At 58.9% G+C, this 18,795-nt stretch carries 16 protein-coding genes; 8 read left to right on the top strand and 8 right to left on the bottom strand.

Annotated features, from left to right (window positions below):
- The first annotated feature begins 199 nt into the window (after window positions 1-199).
- Window positions 200-1,849, top strand: a complete 1,650-nt coding sequence (locus FGF66_RS07030; protein ID WP_170181260.1) for a WG repeat-containing protein — start codon at window positions 200-202, stop codon at window positions 1,847-1,849.
- A gap of 153 nt (window positions 1,850-2,002) precedes the next feature.
- On the opposite strand, the gene metH is transcribed toward FGF66_RS07030, so the two are convergent.
- The 3 genes from metH to mnmA all read right to left on the bottom strand — a co-directional run bounded on the left by metH (window position 2,003) and on the right by mnmA (window position 7,824).
- A complete protein-coding gene (gene metH / locus FGF66_RS07025) occupies window positions 2,003-5,686 on the bottom strand; it encodes a methionine synthase (protein ID WP_139456958.1) in 3,684 nt (1,227 codons plus the stop codon).
- Between the two features lie 86 nt (window positions 5,687-5,772).
- Window positions 5,773-6,444: an alpha/beta hydrolase gene (locus tag FGF66_RS07020; protein ID WP_139456957.1), complete on the bottom strand. Its 672-nt coding sequence runs from the start codon at window positions 6,442-6,444 to the stop codon at window positions 5,773-5,775.
- Between the two features lie 285 nt (window positions 6,445-6,729).
- Window positions 6,730-7,824 (bottom strand): tRNA 2-thiouridine(34) synthase MnmA, encoded by a 1,095-nt coding sequence (gene mnmA / locus FGF66_RS07015; RefSeq protein WP_139456956.1) that lies wholly within the window; start codon window positions 7,822-7,824, stop codon window positions 6,730-6,732.
- 184 nt (window positions 7,825-8,008) lie between these two features.
- Between mnmA and FGF66_RS07010 the strand changes: the two genes are divergently transcribed.
- The gene (locus tag FGF66_RS07010) at window positions 8,009-8,287 is read left to right on the top strand and encodes a hypothetical protein (RefSeq protein WP_139456955.1); all 279 of its coding nucleotides are present in this window, start codon (window positions 8,009-8,011) and stop codon (window positions 8,285-8,287) included.
- Window positions 8,271-8,957, top strand: coding sequence for a CPBP family glutamic-type intramembrane protease (locus tag FGF66_RS07005; RefSeq protein ID WP_139456954.1), 687 nt, complete (start codon window positions 8,271-8,273; stop codon window positions 8,955-8,957). Before FGF66_RS07010 ends, FGF66_RS07005 begins: the two co-directional genes overlap by 17 nt.
- 4 nt (window positions 8,958-8,961) lie before the next feature.
- On the opposite strand, the gene mgtE is transcribed toward FGF66_RS07005, so the two are convergent.
- Together mgtE and FGF66_RS06995 are read right to left on the bottom strand one after the other, a co-directional pair.
- Window positions 8,962-10,344 (bottom strand): magnesium transporter, encoded by a 1,383-nt coding sequence (gene mgtE / locus FGF66_RS07000; RefSeq protein WP_139456953.1) that lies wholly within the window; start codon window positions 10,342-10,344, stop codon window positions 8,962-8,964.
- Between the two features lie 69 nt (window positions 10,345-10,413).
- Window positions 10,414-11,040, bottom strand: coding sequence for a DNA-3-methyladenine glycosylase (locus FGF66_RS06995; RefSeq protein WP_139456952.1), 627 nt, complete (start codon window positions 11,038-11,040; stop codon window positions 10,414-10,416).
- Window positions 11,041-11,148: 108 nt separating this feature from the next.
- Here FGF66_RS06995 and FGF66_RS06990 point away from each other — a divergent pair, with 108 nt between their 5' ends.
- The 4 genes from FGF66_RS06990 to FGF66_RS06975 are packed head-to-tail and all read left to right on the top strand — an operon-like array spanning window position 11,149 to window position 14,170.
- Window positions 11,149-11,946, top strand: coding sequence for a ParA family protein (locus tag FGF66_RS06990; protein ID WP_139456951.1), 798 nt, complete (start codon window positions 11,149-11,151; stop codon window positions 11,944-11,946).
- 22 nt (window positions 11,947-11,968) lie between these two features.
- Entirely contained in the window at window positions 11,969-12,853 is an 885-nt protein-coding gene (locus FGF66_RS06985; protein WP_139456950.1) for a ParB/RepB/Spo0J family partition protein, read from the top strand.
- A 45-nt stretch (window positions 12,854-12,898) separates the two neighbouring features.
- Entirely contained in the window at window positions 12,899-13,648 is a 750-nt protein-coding gene (dapB, locus tag FGF66_RS06980; protein ID WP_139456949.1) for a 4-hydroxy-tetrahydrodipicolinate reductase, read from the top strand.
- 3 nt (window positions 13,649-13,651) lie between these two features.
- Entirely contained in the window at window positions 13,652-14,170 is a 519-nt protein-coding gene (locus FGF66_RS06975) for a hypothetical protein (protein WP_139456948.1), read from the top strand.
- Between the two features lie 91 nt (window positions 14,171-14,261).
- Here FGF66_RS06975 and menE read toward each other — a convergent pair whose 3' ends face one another.
- Genes menE through menB form a run of 3 tightly spaced genes read right to left on the bottom strand, consistent with a single transcriptional unit; the run spans window position 14,262 to window position 17,544 of the window.
- A complete protein-coding gene (menE, locus tag FGF66_RS06970) occupies window positions 14,262-15,647 on the bottom strand; it encodes an o-succinylbenzoate--CoA ligase (protein WP_139456947.1) in 1,386 nt (461 codons plus the stop codon).
- A complete protein-coding gene (menC, locus tag FGF66_RS06965; protein ID WP_139456946.1) occupies window positions 15,635-16,726 on the bottom strand; it encodes an o-succinylbenzoate synthase in 1,092 nt (363 codons plus the stop codon). The genes menE and menC overlap by 13 nt, the downstream gene beginning before the upstream one ends.
- Complete coding sequence (gene menB / locus FGF66_RS06960; RefSeq protein WP_139456945.1) at window positions 16,723-17,544, bottom strand: 1,4-dihydroxy-2-naphthoyl-CoA synthase; 822 nt, start codon at window positions 17,542-17,544, stop codon at window positions 16,723-16,725. Before menB ends, menC begins: the two co-directional genes overlap by 4 nt.
- A gap of 269 nt (window positions 17,545-17,813) precedes the next feature.
- Here menB and FGF66_RS06955 point away from each other — a divergent pair, with 269 nt between their 5' ends.
- Window positions 17,814-18,785 (top strand): KamA family radical SAM protein, encoded by a 972-nt coding sequence (locus FGF66_RS06955; RefSeq protein WP_139456944.1) that lies wholly within the window; start codon window positions 17,814-17,816, stop codon window positions 18,783-18,785.
- Window positions 18,786-18,795 lie beyond the last annotated feature (10 nt).

Raw genomic sequence — 18,795 nt, 5'->3', positions numbered from 1 at the left:
TTCTCCGACCGATCGACGAGTGATAGTGAGATTTGAGGATGCTGTAAGTGCACTCGTTACGATTATTTTAAGAAAATATAGTGTGCACGATGTTGAATTTTTGCGTTTAATATATTAATATAATTTTATCCTGCTTTTATTGTCGAGATGCTCATTCCCGATTCAATCCAGACAAGCTTTGCAAATTCTGTTTTGAAGTTTGAAGAAAAAATCCACAATAATAAAATACGTTAAAATGAAAATTCGTATCGCATTATTACTGTCCCTTATTATGGTGAGCACCTCTGTTTGCTTTGCAAGAAGTAAAGGTGCTGCAAATAATACAGTAAAAAAAACTGCTTTGTCCCAAAGCTTTGAAATATTTGCTCTGTCGCAGTATCCAGATAAAGATTATGTGCCTATTGCTATTCATGGCGCTAAACTATGGGGATATGCAAATAGAGATGGTCGAATTGCAATAGATTTTCAATTCGATGAAGTTTATCCATTTGCACAGAATGGTCTTGCGCTTGTTAAAAAAGATAATTTATTTGGATATATACGTTTTGATGGGAGTTATGCTATAAAGCCGCAGTTTTTGGAGGCTTGGGATTTTGGGCCGAACGGTCTTGCTCCAGTACGGGTAAACAATAAATGGGGTTATATTCGTGAAGATGGTTCAGTGGCAATAGCTCCTATTTACATAAATGCATTGTGTTTTGCGGCTAACGGACTTGCTGCAGTGCAATTAGAAAGTTCTCGTCGGTGGGGTTATATAAAACAGGATGGCAGTTTTGCTATCACGCCAAGATTTGTTGAAGCTGGGAATTTTGCAGAAAATGGTCTTGCTCCGATCATGGAAAGAAATAGAATTGGACGGGATATATGCGGCTATATATACCAAGATGGAAGTATCGCTTTTTCTAATGAAGAATGGACAGACGTTGGCGATTTTTCAAAAAACGGATTGGCCCCTATATCAAATGGTAGGGATAAAATTGGATATGTAAAAGATGATGGTACACTGGCCTTGCCTATTGATTATTATAGAAACTTAAGTGTATACATTAGTCATTATGGTAGTCGTAAGCCTTATAACTTTTCAAGTAATGGGTTAGCATTAGTTAACTATAAATGGGAAACCTTTTTTATTCGGTCAGATGGCAGGCGCGCTTTTGATGGTATGTATGAACACAAGTATTTTGATTATTGTGCCAATGGTCTTGCTTTTGTTGGAAAGAAGATTAAGACGGGCGATCGATATATGTCGTTAGGTAGCTTTACCAGAAAAGTCGGAGAAGAATTTAAAACCGAGTATCAAGTTATTGATAGCGATGGGAACGCGCTTTTATCGGTAAACGAAAATTATCCATGTAAACAAGGTTCTGGAAAAATTGAGGCTGTTGTTAGAAGTGATGGTAAGGTTGTATGGCCATTGAATTTGACGGCTGCTTGCCGAGCAAAAAGTGCAGCGCTTGCAAAAGCCAAGCAAGAGGAGACGAAACGTACACAGCTTCAAAAAATATCATCCACAACAACAGCGTCATCATCGTCCTCATCAAACAATAGAATAACAAACGTTGAGATTGAGGTGAGAAAATGGGATTGGGAGGTGAAAAGTTTTACTGTTTCAGGCGGGCCTGGTAAATGTGACAAATGGTCAAATGATAAATGGCATGTTAAACCATTTGGTAAAGGTGTCGCAGGTACCTATCATTGGACGGCAACTATAGGATATGGGTCAAAGCCAGATGATACGGATATCGTATGCAGTGGGACGTTTCGTTTAAACGGCAATGAATATATTTACAAAATAAAAGTGTATTCTGATGGCAGTGAAAGTACTCCATATATTTATTATTATCGCTAATTATAAAGAGGCAAAAACTATTTCATCTCATTTGTACGCCGGGTTTTTCTTTATGTGAGCAAGTTCCGAGAAAAATCATACCGCGCTAAAAACACACTGCCCGCTTACGTTTTATCGCAAGCGGCGGTGTTTTCGTTTTATAGCGGCAATCCCTTACGCCGGGTCGTAGTTCAACGCTGGTGCGAGCCACTTCTCGGCTTCTGCTACTTCCAACCCTTTGCGGTTGGCGTAGTCTTCGACCTGATCCTTTCCAATCTTGCCGAGCACGAAGTATTTCGATGCCTTGTTGGCAAAATACAATCCGCTGACTGAGGCTGCCGGGTTCATCGCGAAGGTTTCCGTCAGCGTTACTCCGGTTGCCGCTTCGGCGTTGAGCAGGTCGAAGATGGTGGCCTTCTCGGTGTGATCCGGGCAGGCGGGGTAGCCGGGGGCGGGGCGGATGCCCTGGTACTTTTCGGCGATCAGCTCTTCGGGGGTGAGCTTCTCGCCCGGCGCGTAGCCCCAGAGTTCGCGGCGCACTTTTTCGTGCAGCATCTCCGCGAACGCTTCGGCGAGACGGTCGGCGAGGGCCTGCGTCATGATGCGGTGGTAGTCGTCGAGTCCGTCGGCGAACTCCTTCAGGAGCGTTTCGATGCCGAGTCCGGCGGTGACGGCGAAGCAGCCGATCCAGTCGGCGATGCCGCTCTCGCGTGGAGCCACGAAGTCCGCCAGCGCGAGGTTGGCTTCGCCGTGCTTTTCGCCTTGCTGGCGCAGGGTGTGCAGCACGGCGCGGATCATCGAACGCTCGTCGTCCGCATAGACAAAAATGTCGTCGCCGATGCTGCTGGCCGGGAAGATGCCCGCCACGCCTTTGATGCCGAGCAGCTTTTCGCTGTCGATGCGGTCAAGCAGGGCGGTGGCGTCGCTGAAGAGCTTCGTTGCCTCCTCGCCGACCTTTGCGTCGTCGAATATCTGCGGATAGACGCCGTGCAGCTCCCAGCTTCGGAAGAAGGGCGTCCAGTCGATGTAGGGGCGGAGCGCGCCGACGGTGACGTCCTCAAGCACGGTGACGCCCGGCTGCGCGGGCTTGGCGATGGTTTCGGCCTCCCAGTCTATGGCCAGCCGGTTGTCGCGGGCGGCGTCGAGCGAGACGTACTTCCTCGCTGCCGTGCGCTCGGCGTGGCTCTTGCGCATCGCCTCCTGCTCGGCTTTCAGCGCGGCGATGTAGCCTTCGCGCTGGGCGGGGTTGCAGAGGCTGCTGACCACCGGCACACTGCGCGAGGCGTCGAGCACATGCACCACCGGGCCGGAGTAGTTCGGCGCGAGCTTGACGGCGGTGTGCACCTTCGAGGTGGTCGCGCCGCCGATGATGAGCGGAATCGTCATGCCGAGCCGTTCCATCTCTTTGGCGACGTGCGCCATCTCTTCGAGCGACGGCGTGATGAGGCCGGAGAGGCCGAGCACGTCCGGCTTCTCTTTGAGCACCGCATCGAGAATCTTGTCGCACGGCATCATGACGCCGATGTCCACCACGTCGAAGTTGTTGCAGGCGAGCACCACCGAAACGATGTTCTTGCCGATGTCGTGCACGTCGCCCTTCACGGTGGCGAGCAGCACCTTGGCTTTGGCGCTGGTGTCACAGTTGCGGGCCTTCTCCTCCTCGATGTACGGAATCAGCACGGCCACGGAGCGCTTCATAACGCGGGCGCTCTTGACCACCTGCGGCAGGAACATCTTGCCCTCGGCGAAGAGGTCGCCGATGTGGTTCATGCCATTCATGAGCGGCCCTTCGATCACCTCCAGCGGACTCGGGTAGAGCTGGCGGGCCTCCTCGGTGTCTTCGTCGATGAAATCCACGATCCCTTTGACCAGCGCGTGCTTCAGCCGCTCTTCCACTGGAGCGTTGCGCCACTCGGCGGCTTTGGCTTCGACCTTTTCGCCGCCGTCGCGGATTGTCTCGGCGAAGGCTACGAGGCGCTCGGTGGCGTCGTCGCGACGGTTGAGCAGCACATCCTCGACGTAGCCGAGCAGCTCCGGCTCGATCTCCTCGTAGATGCCGAGCTGGGCGGCGTTGACGATGCCCATGTCGAGACCGGCGTGGATGGCGTGGTAGAGGAAGGAGGTGTGCATCGCCTCACGCACCGGCTCGTTGCCCCGGAAGGAGAACGAGACGTTGCTGATGCCGCCGGAGACCTTCGCGTGGGGCAGGTTCTGCTTGATCCAGCGCACACTCTCGATGAAGTCGAGCGCGTAATTGTTGTGCTCGTCGATGCCGGTGGCTACGGTCAGCACGTTCGGGTCGAAGATGATGTCTTCCGGCGGGAAGCTCACCTCTTCGGTCAGAATCTTGTAGGCGCGGCTGCAAATCTCGATGCGGCGGTGCAGGCTGTCGGCCTGGCCAATTTCGTCAAAGGCCATCACAACCGTTGCCGCTCCGTACTGCATCACCTTGCGGGCGCGTTCCCTGAAGAGCGCTTCGCCCTCCTTGAGGCTGATCGAGTTGACGATGCTCTTGCCCTGGGTGCAGCGCAGGCCGTTTTCGATCACCGACCACTTCGAGGAGTCGATCATCACCGGCACTTTGGCGATCTCCGGTTCGGAGGCGATGAGGTTCAGGAACTCGACGATCACCTTTTCGGAGTCGAGCATCCCTTCGTCGAGGTTCACGTCGATCACCTGCGCGCCGTTCTCGACCTGCTGGCGGGCGATGGAGAGCGCTTCGTCGTAGTTGCCCTCCTTGATGAGGCGGGCGAACTTGCGCGAGCCGGTGACGTTGGTGCGCTCGCCGACGTTGATGAAGCCGGTGGTTTCGTCCACCACGAGCGGCTCGAGGCCGGAGAGCTTCAGCACGTGCTCGTTGGTCGGGCGCTTCCTCGGCGCGAGGTTTTGCACGGCTTTGGCGATGGCGCGGATGTGCGTCGGCGTGGTGCCGCAGCAGCCGCCGACGATGTTCACGAAGCCCGATTCGGCGAATCCGGCGATCTGTGCGGCCATGTACTCCGGGGAGTCGTCGTACTCGCCGAACTCGTTCGGCAGGCCGGCGTTGGGATAGACGCTGACGTAGCTTCCGGCGGCGTTGGAGAGTGCCTCGATGAAGGGGCGCATCTGCTTGGAGCCGAGGGCGCAGTTCAGGCCAACCGAGAGCAGCCCCGGCATGTGCGAGATCGAAATCCAGAACGCCTCGGTGGTCTGGCCGGAGAGTGTGCGTCCGCTCGCATCGACCACCGTGCCGGAGACCATCACGGGAACCTGCCAGCCGGTCCGGGCGGCGTACTCCTCGATGGCGTAGAGCGCCGCCTTGCAGTTCAGCGTGTCGAACACCGTTTCGACGAGCAAGAGATCGACGCCGCCTTCGTGCAACCCTTCGAGCTGGGCGGTGTAGTTATCGACCATCTCCTGGAAGGTGACGGCGCGATAGCCGGGGTCGTTCACCTCCGGCGACATGGAGAGGGTCTTGTTGGTCGGCCCGACGGAACCGGCCACGAAGCGCGGCTTGTCGGGCGTCTTTGCGGTGTACTCATCCGCCGCCGAGCGGGCCACTTTTGCTGCCGCCACGTTCAGCTCGCGGGTCAAATCCTGCAACTGGTAGTCCGACTGCGAGATCGGGTTGGCGTTGAAGGTGCAGGTTTCGACGATGTCCGCGCCCGCATCGAGGAACTCGCAGTGGAGCGAGCGGATGATGTCGGGCCGGGTGATGACGAGCAGGTCGTTGTTGCCCTTCAGCGAGTGGTCGTGCGAAGCGAAACGCTCGCCCCGGAAATCCTCTTCCTTGAGGCCATGTCTCTGGATCATGGTGCCCATGGCTCCGTCGAGTACCAGAATTCTCTGCTCGATCAGGCCGTACAAAGTGTCGTTCATGCAGCGGCGGAAATTGGTTGGAAAAAATGATCCTCAAGGTAAGCAAAAAAGCGCTCAAATCCCCACCCGCCGGAGGGCGAGGCGCGTCACGAAAGCGCCCGGTCGATGCGCCCGGAAAGCCACGAAGCCATGAAATCAAGCGACTCCTGATCGATCTGGTGCGCCATCGGATACTCGCGGTAGGTGTAGTCGGCGATCCTGCCGCGAAGCCACGCATCGGCCTGTCGTCCCCGGTCGATGGGCAGCACCTCGTCGAACAGCCCGTGCTGCACGAGGAACGGTACTTCGGCAAGTCCTTCGGGCATGACCTCCGCGCCGGGCCGCGCATCGGGAAGCTGCCCGCTGAGGGCGAGGACGCCGTGCAAGAGCGCGGGAGCGCGGAACGCCGTGAGGTAGCTCATGACCGTCCCCTGGCTGAAGCCCATGAGGAACGCCTTGTCGCCGCTTGGCTGGAGCTTTTCGATCAGATTTTCGAGGAACGCCGTGAATTTGTCAGCCACTTGCCGGGCAGCCTCGCGGTCAACGGTGATGCCGCCGGGCGTGAAGTCGATTGGGAACCAGCCGAACATCTCCGGCCCAAGCACGAGCGGAGCGCGTATGCTCACGACGCGAAGCCGCGCATCGAGCGCCGGAGCCAGGCTGATAAGATCCTTTTCATTGCTGCCATACCCGTGCAGCATGACGAGGAGCGGACTCTGTTCGTCGGAACGGCGGTTATAATCAAGCCAGGTGAATGTGTCGTTATTGCGTGTGAGCATGGGGAGGTGGGTAGGTGATGTGAATTGAAATTGAATAACCTGTAGGGGCAGACCTGCATGTCTGCCCTGGTATTGTGGTTTGTTGATAATCTGTCGTAAAGGTCTATGGAAAAAGAAATTAGGCTGAAGCCCTGATTTTTTTAATTGTCCTTTAACCCCGGACTAAAGTCCGGGGCAATTGTTTAAGCGTTTGAACCACAGAGAGCAATAATTGCCCCGGCTTTTAAGCCGGGGTTATTTAGCACAAAAAAATAATGGGGCTTCAGCCCAATTTCTTCCAATGCTTTATGACTCTCTTTCAGGATTCACCTCCGTGATAATCCCGCCGCCGAGCACCTCGTCGCCATCGTAGAATACCACCGCCTGCCCGCAGGCCACGCCCAGCTTGGGTTCGCGGAAGGTCACTCGCGCCCGGTCGCCCCCGTTACCTGCGAGCGGCTCGACTGTGCAGGCGCTCTGCCGGTCGCGGTAGCGGATTCGTGCTTCGGTCTCGAAAGGCGCGTCCGGCGCGGCGACGGCGCTCCAGTTCATGCCGGTGGCGATGAGGCTGCGGCATTCGAGATCGCTCTGGCTGCCGACATGGATGCGGTTCTGCGCGGCGTCGATCTCGGTCACATAGACCGGCTCGCCGGTCGCGACGCCGAGGCCGCGCCGCTGGCCGATGGTGTAGAACGGATAGCCCCGGTGGTGGCCGATCACTTTGCCCGCCTGATCGACAATCTCGCCGCCCGCCACCCGCGCTTCGAGGCCGGGGATCGCGCTCGCGAGGTAAGCGCAGTAGTCGTCGTGCGGCACGAAGCAAATCTCCTGGCTCTCCTTTTTTTCCGCCGCATGAACGCCGAACGACCGCGCCAGCTCGCGCACCTCGGGCTTTGTGTAGCCTCCAAGCGGAAAGAGCGTCTGCGCCAGCTCCCCCCGGCTGAGCATCCAGAGGAAATAGCTCTGATCCTTCTCCGGGTCTTTTCCCTTGCGGAGCCGCGTCACGTCATCGCGCACCTCCGTGCGGGCGTAGTGGCCGGTGGCCACGCAATCAGCCCCAAGCTGCCGCATCGCCTCAAACAGCCCAAACCACTTGATCGCCTTGTTGCACACCATGCACGGATTCGGCGTCCGTCCGGCGAGATAGTCGTCATGAAAATAGCCGATGACATCATGAGCGAACTTCGCGCTCAGGTTCAGCGTAAATACCGGAAAATCAAACTCTTCCGAGTCGCTGACGCGCATCGCCGACGGCGTCAGCACCGGCGCATCCACCGGCGTATCGAGCACGCGGATATTCAGCCCGGTCACGCGAAACCCCTGCCGGACGAGCAAACAAGCCGCCGTCGAAGAATCGACGCCGCCCGAAAGGCCGATGATGACGTGTTGTGGTGAGGTCATAGGCGTTGTAGTTGGTTTTTGGGAAACTTACGGATTTTTGTGGGATTGTGCGGATAGGCTTGACTGGCCTGTTCAAAAGACAGATGGCAAAGTGGTTCGAGAAAATCAGAGCGCTTCTTGGTTGGGCTGAGGTGAAATAATGTGTAAATTTTACGCTTTCTGAAATAGCTATAACTTAGTTGCAATGACTGAAGAAAAAAAACAACCGCAACCACCACCACCGCCGACGCTTGGGCCGTATTTTTTGTCTGTCTTTTTATTTGCGCTGGGGATCTGGTGTGTGTATGATGGGTGGTTCACGACCGATCCCGAAATGTTCCGGCATATGGATTTTAACCGAATCATGGCGGTTATCTTCATCCCTATCGCGATATTCGATTTTATCCGCACCCACCGCTTTGAAATGGCTCGTAAAGCGAAAGCAACCGGTAAGGCTGTAGCAAGCAATGATTCCAACTCATAGGCTTCTGGTTCCATACGCGGCCCCGTATTTCGCCTATGTGCTGATCGCAACAGTGGCCGAGCGGTTCGTGCCGATGGAGGTGAATTATCTCTTGCGCATCGTCATCGTTTCCGCCACGCTGCTGTGGGCCAGGCAGTGGTTCTTTTCATTCAGAGGCCCAAAGTCTCCTGTCGTTTCAACTCTCGTGGGGATTCTGGCTGGCGTGGCCGGTTTGATTCTCTGGATTGCGCTGTTGACTCCTTTCGTCTCGATTGGGGACGGAAAGTCCTGGTCTCAAAGCGCTTTTATCCTGCGATTGCTGGCGGCTGGCTTTCTGGTGCCGGTCTTCGAAGAGGTGCTGATGCGTGGCTTTATTTTTCGTCTGGCGTTGCAGTGGGACGAGGCGCGGAAGAGCAAGGCGACCGATGCTCTGTCCATTGCAATGGATCGGCGATCCGTCAACGACGTCCAGCCGGGAGCGTGGTCGTGGGCGGCAATTATCGTTTCAACGCTGGTCTTCACCCTCGGCCACACCACGCCGGAGTGGCCCGCATCCATCGCCTACGGCCTGCTCATGGCCGGATTATATATTCTCCGAAGAGATTTACTGAGCTGCATCGTCGCGCACGGAGTGACGAACATCGCCCTCGCGATCTATGTTTATCAGACCGGAAAGTGGTATCTGTGGTAGTTCGTTACAGCAGTATGCCTTTGAGCAGCAACGAGGCGAAGCTGAAGTAGATGACGATGCCGGTGACGTCCACCAGCGTGGCCACGAATGGCGCTGACGAGGTGGCCGGGTCGATGCCGAGACGCTTCAGCAACAACGGAAGCATCGAGCCTGCCAGCGTTCCCCACAGCACGATGCCGAGCAAAGAGAGTCCCACGGTGATGCCGAGCAGCAACCACATGACGGAGTAGTGGCCCAGAAGCGTCGCCCAGAACACCACCCTGAAAACGCCGATGAGGCCGAGAAGGCTGCCAAGCATCAGGCCCGAAAGAATCTCCCGCTTCATCACCGCCCACCAGTCGCGCACGGTGATTTCGCCGAGCGCCAGCGAGCGGATGATCAGCGTGGCCGCCTGGGAGCCGGAGTTGCCGCCGCTCGAAATGATCAGCGGAATGAAGGTGGCCAGCACGATCGCCTTGGCCAGTTCGTCCTCGAAATAGGCCATTGCCGACGCCGTGAGCATCTCGCCAAGAAAGAGCACCACCAGCCAGACCGCGCGGTTTCTGACGAGCTGGAGCAGCGGCACGTCGATGTAGGGTTCGTCGAGGGCTTCGATACCGCCGAACTTCTGGATGTCTTCGGTCTCCTCCTCTTCGGCCACGTCGAGCATGTCGTCAACCGTGACGACGCCGATCAGGTAGCCGTTGGAATCGACGACCGGAAGGGCGACCCGGTCGTAGCGCTTGAAGGCTTCGAGCGCGTCCTTCTGATCCTGCGTGGCCGTGAGGGTGATCAACTTGTCCTCGTCGATGATTTCATCGACCTTTTTGTCGAGCGGCGAGAGCAACAGGTCGCGGGCGAGCATTTCGCCGACGAGCTTGCCGTGGTCGTCCACCGCGTAGATGACGTTCAGCGTTTCGCTCTCGTGGCCGTGGGTGCGGATGTATTCGAGCACCTTGCCAATTTCCCAATCCTTCTTGACGCTCAAAAAGTCCGGCGACATGAGACGCCCGACGCTGTCCTCAGCATAGGCGAGCAGCGTTTTGGCGATCTTGAACTCCTTGAACGAAAGCAGCTTGATTAGCTCCTGGGCCACCGGGCCGGGCAGCTCTTCGAGCAGCGCCGTGCGGTCATCGGCGGACATGCTGTTGAGGATGTGCGAGACATCCTTCTGCGTCAGGGCGTTGAGGAGGTTCTGCTGGGCGTCGAAGTCGAGGTACTCGAAAGTTTCGGTGGCCGCGTCCTTGGAAAGCAGCCTGAAGAGGATCGCCTGCTCGTTTTCGGGCAGGTCGGAGATCAGTTCGGCCAGGTCAACCGGAAGCCAGTCGTCGAAGAGGCGTTGCAGGGCGCTGAAGTTTCTCTGTTCGATCAGCTCGCGAATTTCGGGAAGGATGGGAGTTCCGATCATGGCTGGCTTGAGGTTGACTTGATGAGGTTCCCTCGTGTAACCGTACGAGCCTAAAAAAGGAAAATTTAACTACTTTCCAATCCCTTTTTTCCTCTTTTTTGACGGAGCGCCGATTTGTGTTTTCGACACGTGCGGCGAGCCGGTGACGAATCTTCGCCACGGCAGCGCGGCGCTGCGCGAAATACCGATGCGCGGGCTCGCGCCGATCAGCTCCGGCGGCAAGTCTGGCGCGTCTTCGAGCCAGCAGATCTCGCCGGAGAGTGACTCGCCGTAGTGCGCCGGGCCGAGGCCGAGCGCCTCGGTGAGCTTGCCGGGGCCGCTCATGAGCGCCCGCTCGTCCACTTTCCGCCGCCGCTCACGCATCCACTCGACGCCCTCGACCGGCTCCATCGCCCGGAGCAGCACCGCGCCAGCCACGCCTTCCGGCTCCGAGACGATGTTTGCCAGGTAGTGGCAGCCATACGCGAAGTAGATGTAGAGTGTGCCCGGCGGGCCGAACATCGCGCGGTTGCGTTCGGTCATGCCGCGCCAGGCGTGGCAGGCCTCGTCGCCTTCGCCGAGGTAGGCCTCGGTTTCGACGATCCGCCCCCGCGTCACGCGGCCCGATGCTTCGCGGTGCACGAAAATCTTGCCGAGAAGCCGTTCGGCGAGCACGAGCGTCGGCGCTTCGTAAAATTCGGCTCCAAGCTTTTTCATGGGTCGATATAACTGTTTGTAAAAGGTCATGCAAGTATTATACTATAGCTCATATCTCCGAAGAAGATCAACCGCTTGTATATTTTCCATTTCGCTGGCTACTGTTTCATGGGTAGAGTCATTGCTATTGCAAACCAGAAAGGCGGGGTTGGTAAAACAACCACCGCGGTGAATATTGCGGCTTCCATTGCGATATCAGAGTTCAAAACACTCCTGATCGACATCGACCCCCAGGCCAACGCCACCTCGGGTTTCGGCCTCGAAACCGGAGACGAGATCGAGAACACCTTCTACAATGTCATGGTGAACGGCGGGGAGATCAGGGACGCCATCAAGCCTTCCGGCCTCGAATACCTCGACGTCCTGCCCTCCAACGTCAACCTGGTCGGCATGGAGGTGGAGCTGGTCAACATGCGCGAGCGGGAGTACGTCATGCAGAAGGCGCTGAAAGGGGTGCGCGACCAGTACGATTACGTCATCATCGACTGCCCGCCCTCGCTCGGTCTCATCACGCTCAATTCGCTCACCGCCGCCGATTCGGTGCTCATTCCGGTTCAGGCCGAGTACTACGCGCTCGAAGGGCTGGGCAAGCTGCTCAACACCATCAGCATCGTGCGCAAGCACCTCAATCCGAAGCTCGAAATCGAGGGAGTGCTGGTGACGATGTTCGACGCCCGGCTCAGGCTGGCGACGCAGGTGGCCGAGGAGGTCAAGAAGTTTTTCAAGGACAAGGTCTATAAAACCTGCATTCGCAGGAACGTCAGGCTTTCGGAGGCTCCGAGCCACGGTATGCCGGCGCTGTTGTACGACGCCCAGAGCATTGGCTCGAAGGATTACCTCGATCTGGCGAAGGAGATATTCGAACGAGATGGCAACATCAGGAAATTCAAAGTTCGGCAGCAGTAGGTGGCCGGTTAATTCTGAGCATATGTCTAAACAAGCACTGGGAAGGGGCCTGAAAGCGCTGATCTCCGAAGAGGGCTTCGCAGCCGCCGAAAAGGCCGAAGAGAGTCAAAAGATGCAGGAGGGCGCCATCGGCAGTCTTCCGGTTGAAAAAATAAAGGCCAACCCGTTTCAGCCCCGCAAGGAGTTCGAGGCGACGGCGCTCGACGAGTTGCGTAACTCGATCATCGAAAATGGCGTGATCCAGCCGGTGACGGTCTGCCGCGACGGCGACGGCTACCAGCTCATCAGCGGCGAGCGCCGCCTGCGGGCGGTCAAGTCCGCCGGATTCAAGTTCATTCCCGCCTACGTCATCGAGGCTCGCGAGGATGCCAGCAAGCTCGAACTGGCGCTTATCGAGAACATCCAGCGCGAAGATCTCAACGCCATCGAGGTGGCGCTCGCGCTCCGCAGCCTGGTCACCAAGTGCAACCTCACGCAGGACGAGGTGGCCCAGAAGGTGGGCAAGAACCGCTCCACGGTCGCCAATTTCCTGCGTTTGCTGAAGCTTCCGCGCCAGATTCAGGACAGCATTCGTTCGCGGGAGATCACCTCCGGCCACGCCCGGGCGCTCATCAATCTGCCGAGCGAGCACTTGCAGCTCAAGGTGTGGCGGCAGATCATGGCGCGGCAGCTTTCGGTGCGCCAGACCGAGACGCTCGTCAACAACATGTTCAAGGACAAGCCAAAAACGGCAGTTTCGGCTCCCGAACCGCGCGCTGTCCAGCTCGATCAGATCGAGGGCCAGCTCCGCGAGCGGCTCGCCACCAGGGTCAGCCTCGTCGAAAAGAAGGGCGGACAGGGCGAGATTCACATCAAATATTTTTCAGGCGAAGACCTCGACCGCATCCTCGACCTTATCGGTCAGTGAAATTGCCTGAACCAACAACCAGAATTTCAAGAACAAGCTGAGATCATGAAGATAACTTTGGTCGGCAATGGCCGCATGGGCCGTCAGATAGCCGACGTGGTCGCCGCGTCGGGAACGCACTTCATCGACCGCGTACTCGATGTCAACGATACCATCGATGCCGGAGCGTTCGAGGGAACGGACGTCATCATCGATTTTACCGTCAGGAGCGCGTTTCTCGCCAACTACCCGGCGCTGGTCGCCTCGGGCGTACCGGTCGTGGTGGGCACCACCGGCTGGGACGATGCCGTGCCGCAGGTTCGAGAGAGGGTGGCTGCGGAAGGCTCCTCCATGTTTTACTCCGCAAACTATTCGCTTGGCGTCAACATCTTCTTCCGGACGCTGCGCGAGGCCGCGCGGCTGATCGCGCCGTTCGAGCAGTTCGACATCGCGCTCTCCGAGCAGCACCACACCGGCAAGGCGGACTTTCCGAGTGGCACGGCGATCAAGGCTGCCGAGGAGATTCTGAAGTCGAATCCGCGCAAGTGCAAGGTCGTCCGCGAGCTTGAGGATGGCCGCAAGTTGCAGAGCGACGAGTTGCAGGTCGCCTCGATCCGTCTCGGTTCGGTCTTCGGCGTTCACTCGGCGCTGATCGATTCCGAGTCGGACACCATCGAGTTGACCCACACCGCCAAAAATCGCACCGGCTTCGCCTCGGGCGCGGTTCGCGCCGCCGAGTGGCTCGTGCAGCGCCACGCCACGTCGCCCGGCTTCTACACGATGGACGATTTTCTGAACGATCTTTTTTCCGCCTGATTCATGGGAGTTGAAACCGTACCGGGCCGTCCATCGAAAGTCCCCGCGCTGCTCGTCGGAGCCGTGCTGCTCGTGCTGACGACGACGCTGCCCTACCTGACCCTCATCAACGCCGTGCTGTTCGCCGGGATCATCGCCTCCGGATCGGCGGCGGCCTGGTACTACATCATGCGCCACCAGATCCGGCTGGAGCATGGCGAAGCCTTCGTGCTCGGCGCGCTGAGCGGCTTTGCCGGTGGGGCGCTGTCGGTGCTCGCCGCGTATCTGCTGGAAAAGTGGTTCGGCTATATTCCGGGACTCGAAAGCCTCCAGCTTCTGGTGGCGTGGGCAAGCCGCCTGGCTCCCGAAGAGGCCCCGAACTTCCAGCAAATGCTGGCGCTCGTCACCGCGCCGAAGGAGATTTCACTCTCCGACCTTCTGGTAAGCATGCTCCTGACCGGCATGTTCTACGCCCCCTTCTCCGGCCTCGGTGGCAGGTTGACCGTGTTCGTGCTCAAGCAGCGGGCGAAGAAGAAGGTGTAAAGGTCTGGCAGAATCGTCTTCACCTCTTTACCTGTACGACCTATAGGACTTATAGGTCGTACAGGTTCTATAGGATGAAGATTTTACACAATTACCCTTTTTCCGATTCACCCAGCTTGCGGTACCATCCCCGGTCGATTTTCGCGGAGCCGGGGAGGGTTTGCCACTCCTGAACTCGATGAATCGCCACCGGCGTTTTGAGCTTGCCGAGGCTTTGGGCGAGGCTCGCCGAGATCGCGGCGTCATCGGGCGCGTTGCTCCGCGCCTCGATCCACGCTACCGGCCTCGCGCCGTACTCCGCATCGGGCGCGGGAGCCACCACGGCTTCGTCGATGCCTTCGATCGAGCAGAGCGCCTCCTCGATCTCTTCGGGGTGGATGTTTTCGCCGCCGGAGATAAACATGCTGTCCTTTCTGCCAAGCACCGTCAGCCGCCCGTCCTCCGACAGTTCGCCCATGTCTCCCGTGTGAAACCATCCTTCGGCGTCCCGCGCCGTGCGCAATCCGCCATCGTCGAGATAGCCCATGAAGAGGCACTCGCCTTTGACGAGGATTTCGCCGTCCGGCGCTATCGCGACCTCGCGCCAGGGCAGCACCGCGCCGCTGTCGCCCCGCGCCAAAGTGACCGGGCCAGGCGAGGTCGTGACCTGTGTGCTCATCTCGGTCGAGCCGTAGGTGAGGTAGATTGGTGCTCGCTCGCGGATCGCCTCATCGAGCAGCGCCGGGCTGACCGCGCTGCCGCCGAGTAGCAGGGCCTTGAGGCTCCGCAACCGTTCCGGGCCGCCGCTCGCGCGGAGCATCCGGTAGAGTTGCGTTGGCACCAGCGAGAGGTGCGTTACCGGAAAGCCCGCGAGCGACTTGGCAAGCGAGGTATCCGGCGACGGAATGGCGAGCGCACCGCCGCCGAGCAGGCATTTGTAGAGCATCGAGTAGCCTCCGACGTGGTAGAGCGGCAGCGAGAGCAGCCAGCAGTCGCCCGGCTCGAAGGGCAGGTTTTGGGCGGAGCCTGTCGCACTGAAGTAGTGGTTCGCGAGGCTGTGCAAGGCGGCCTTCGGCTTGCCGGAGCTGGCCGAGGTGTGGATGATCGAGGCTGGTCGCTCCATCTCCGTCGTAGCGACGAAGGCCGCGTCCCGTCGGGCGAGCGCGTCCGTGACGAAGGCATCGAGAATTGTCGCGTCGAGCGTCATCGCTGGCTTCAACCGCTGGATAACGCCTTCGACGTGGCTTGCGGGAAAGCGGTGGTTCACCGGCGCGGCGACTGCGCCCATGCGCATGAGCGCCATCAGCGCGAGCACGAGCGGTACGCTGTTCGGCGCGACGAGCGCCACGATGTCGCCGCGCCGGACGCCCCGCGCCTCGAATGCGGCGGCGATGCGGGCCGTGTCGGCGTGGAGATCGGCGAAGCTCCAGCGTCGTCCGGCAGTGATGAGCGCCGGGGCGTTGCCGAATCTTTGCGCGGCCTGGGCTACAATCTCCATGACGCGATGGTTTCGATCATCCCGGGCTTCACGCGCTGGCTGTCGCGCCATGCGGCGGCGGGGTCGGCGCGGCCGTCCGGCGCGGCGAAAGGCTTGTCGGTGAGGTCGTCGGCGAGAAAGCTTGCTGTGTCGAGGCCCGACGCCGCCGGAGTTGGCGACGAAACGGCGGCCAAGAGCGCGTAGAGGCCGAGGCTGACGCTGCTCTCGAATGCCGAACTGAAAACCGCCTGAAGTCCCATCCGCCGTGCTTTCGCGGCAAGATCGAGCGACCTCTGGATGCCGCCGATGCAGTTCGGTTTGATGACGAGCGCTCCGAGCGGCGTGGGGCCGATCTCGTCGAGCAGCGCCGGACGCTGCCAGAGCGACTCGTCGAGCGCCGACGGCAGACCGGTGGCGGCGTGGAATTCGGGAATCAGCGCCGTATCCGTCAGCGGCTCCTCGATGTAGGAGATGCTGCCCGGCGGCAGAGCCTTGCCGAACCTGACCGCCTCGTCGAAATCGAGCGACTGGTTGGCGTCAAGCCGCAGCTCCGCCTTGTCGCCAAAAGCCTCGTGAAAGGCGCGGATGCTTGCGATTGCCTCGTCGAGCTGCCCTTTGCGAACCTTGAGCTTGAAAGCGAGGAACCCTTCGGCGTAACGCTTCGCGGCTCGTTCGAGCACGGCTTCCGGCTTTCCGGCAAGCAGGGCATTGACGGGAATTTTCGATGCTGGCGGGAAAGCGCCGGGAAACGACGGAAGCGAGCCGGTCGTCAGCGCGGCGAGGTTGACGAGCGCCATCTCGATGCCGGTCGCCACCGACGGTGGCAGCGTCGCTTCGTCGAGCAGGCGTCGCCTTTCGTCGGAGCTGTTCAGGTTAAGTCGTGAAAGTTCGGGAATGAAGGCGGCGAGCGCTGACGTCGCCTCGTCGAGCGACTCGGCGTGCAGGCCCGGCAGGGGAGCGATTTCGCCGAAAGCTGTCGCCCCCTCGCATTTCAGGCGCAGAAGCAGCCCCTCGCGGCTGGCGAGGAGTACGCTCCTGACCGTGACCGGCGCGGTGAACGGGACTTCATACCGGCAGATGTCGGCATGAAGCGGCTTCACGGGTGCTTCGGGAACTTGCTGAAATCGGGTTTGCGCTTTTCGACGAAGGCGTTGCGCCCCTCCTGCCCCTCTTCGCTCATGTAGTAGAGCAGGGTGGCGTTGCCCGCAAGCTCCTGCAAACCGGCCTGGCCGTCGCAGTCGGCGTTCAGCGCGGCTTTCAGGCAGCGGATGGCGAGCGGCGAGTTGGCGAGGATTTCGCGGCACCACTGAATGGTCTCCTCTTCGAGCCTTTCGAGCGGCACCACCGTGTTGACCAAGCCCATGTCGAGCGCCTGTTGCGCGTCGTACTGGCGGCAGAGATACCAGATTTCGCGGGCCTTCTTCTGGCCGACGAGCCGCGCCATGTAGCTCGCGCCCCAGCCGCCGTCGAACGAACCGACCTTCGGGCCGGTCTGGCCGAAGCGGGCGTTCTCCGCCGCGATGGTCAGGTCGCAGAGCATGTGCAGCACGTGGCCGCCGCCGATGGCGTAGCCCGCCACCATCGCGATGAGCGGTTTCGGGCAGGTGCGGATGTCGCGCTGGAAGTCGAGCACGTTGAGCTTGTTGACGCCCTTCTCGTCGGCGTAGCCCGCGTTGCCGCGAATCTTCTGGTCGCCGCCGGAGCAAAAGGCGAGGTCGCCCTGGCCGGTCAGGATAATCACGCCGATCTCCGCGTCGTTGCGCGCATCCTGCAACGCCTCGATCATCTGATCCACCGTCTGCGGGCGGAACGCATTGCGCCGCTCCGGGCGGTTGATGGTGATTTTGGCGATGCCCTCGGCCTTGTGGTAAAGAATGTCGGAAAACTCTCCGGCTGCAATCCAGTTGACGGTGCTCATATCGAAGTCTCGATGGTTGTTGTTGATGGCTGAAAAAGAGTTCAAATATAAGCAATCCCCGTTGATTCGTGAGCCACGACGGGGGAATGGGACTTATAGGACTTATAGAACGGGGCGAATTATTTAGGGGTCTTTGCAGGGGCGGAGCTGCGTGTCCGCCCTTCTTCTCCAGCCTTGTCCCTTTTGCGTCGATAGCTGAGATAAAAAATAAGTGAACGGTATTTCCTATATTTCAGGATTTCCGCTCACCGTCGTAACCAGCAGCACCCATGACACACATCCAGCCTGAACGCGCGATCATCACGACACCTGAGCAGCTTGCTGACTATGTCACGCTGACCGATGTCGAAAAGGAGGGCATTCGCCAGTGCCGGGCGATCATGCCGATGAAGATCACCCGCCATTACGCGGCGCTGCTGGAGCGCGACAATCCTGACGATCCGCTCCGGAAGCTCGTGATTCCCTCGCTCGAAGAACTCATGCGCTACTCCGACGACGCCGAGGTCGATACTCACAATGACGAGGCGAAGTACCAGCCGGTGGAGGGGATCATCCACCGCTATCCAGGCAAGGTGCTGCTGATGGTTACTACCGCCTGTTTCGCCCACTGCCGCTTCTGCTTCCGCTCGGAAAAGGTCGCCACCACGCTCGACGGGCGACGTCTCGACAAGGCCATCGAGTATATCCGAAACGACCAGTCGATCCGCGACGTCATCTTCACCGGCGGCGATCCGATGCACGGCAACCCCGAGCGGCTCGCTCGCGCCCTCTCCGAAGTCCGCAGCATTCCGCACGTGGAGATCATCCGCATCACGACCCGCGCGCCCATTTTCGCCCCGGAACTCTTTACCGGCGAAATGATCGCCATGCTCAGCCGTTTCAAACCGCTCATCCTGATCACCTCCTTCATTCACCCGCGAGAGCTGAGCGACGAAACATGCAGCGTACTCGACCGTCTCTCCGACGCCGGGATCGTGCTGTTGCAGCAGGGGCCGATTCTCAGGGGACTCAACGACGATGCGGACACGCTCAGAACGTTGTACGAAAAGCTGGTGCAGCATCGCACCATTCCGTACTACGCGACCTGGGGCATCGTCTCGCCCGGAAACCGGCACTTCACGCTCGACGGCGAGAGCGCCCGCAGGCTCATCCGGCAGCTCGAAAACACCACCTCCGGCTTCTGCATTCCACACCTCAGCACCCTCGACCAGAACAACAACAAGACGCGGACGATTGGATGAAGTTGCAGGA

Source organism: Chlorobaculum thiosulfatiphilum (assembly GCF_006265165.1).
Lineage (GTDB): Bacteria > Bacteroidota > Chlorobiia > Chlorobiales > Chlorobiaceae > Chlorobaculum > Chlorobaculum thiosulfatiphilum.
Note: the sequence above shows the minus strand (reverse complement) of the source record. Positions and strands in the feature narration are given on the sequence as shown.

What these genes read in the sequence shown, in the direction of transcription:
- metH (WP_139456958.1), bottom strand. Translation starts at nt 5,686, where the DNA reads ATGAACGACACTTTGTACGGCCTGATCGAGCAGAGAATTCTGGTACTC.
- FGF66_RS07020 (WP_139456957.1), bottom strand. Translation starts at nt 6,444, where the DNA reads ATGCTCACACGCAATAACGACACATTCACCTGGCTTGATTATAACCGC.
- mnmA (WP_139456956.1), bottom strand. Translation starts at nt 7,824, where the DNA reads ATGACCTCACCACAACACGTCATCATCGGCCTTTCGGGCGGCGTCGAT.
- FGF66_RS07010 (WP_139456955.1), top strand. Translation starts at nt 8,009, where the DNA reads ATGACTGAAGAAAAAAAACAACCGCAACCACCACCACCGCCGACGCTT.
- FGF66_RS07005 (WP_139456954.1), top strand. Translation starts at nt 8,271, where the DNA reads ATGATTCCAACTCATAGGCTTCTGGTTCCATACGCGGCCCCGTATTTC.
- mgtE (WP_139456953.1), bottom strand. Translation starts at nt 10,344, where the DNA reads ATGATCGGAACTCCCATCCTTCCCGAAATTCGCGAGCTGATCGAACAG.
- FGF66_RS06995 (WP_139456952.1), bottom strand. Translation starts at nt 11,040, where the DNA reads ATGAAAAAGCTTGGAGCCGAATTTTACGAAGCGCCGACGCTCGTGCTC.
- FGF66_RS06990 (WP_139456951.1), top strand. Translation starts at nt 11,149, where the DNA reads ATGGGTAGAGTCATTGCTATTGCAAACCAGAAAGGCGGGGTTGGTAAA.
- FGF66_RS06985 (WP_139456950.1), top strand. Translation starts at nt 11,969, where the DNA reads ATGTCTAAACAAGCACTGGGAAGGGGCCTGAAAGCGCTGATCTCCGAA.
- dapB (WP_139456949.1), top strand. Translation starts at nt 12,899, where the DNA reads ATGAAGATAACTTTGGTCGGCAATGGCCGCATGGGCCGTCAGATAGCC.
- FGF66_RS06975 (WP_139456948.1), top strand. Translation starts at nt 13,652, where the DNA reads ATGGGAGTTGAAACCGTACCGGGCCGTCCATCGAAAGTCCCCGCGCTG.
- menE (WP_139456947.1), bottom strand. Translation starts at nt 15,647, where the DNA reads ATGGAGATTGTAGCCCAGGCCGCGCAAAGATTCGGCAACGCCCCGGCG.
- menB (WP_139456945.1), bottom strand. Translation starts at nt 17,544, where the DNA reads ATGAGCACCGTCAACTGGATTGCAGCCGGAGAGTTTTCCGACATTCTT.
- FGF66_RS06955 (WP_139456944.1), top strand. Translation starts at nt 17,814, where the DNA reads ATGACACACATCCAGCCTGAACGCGCGATCATCACGACACCTGAGCAG.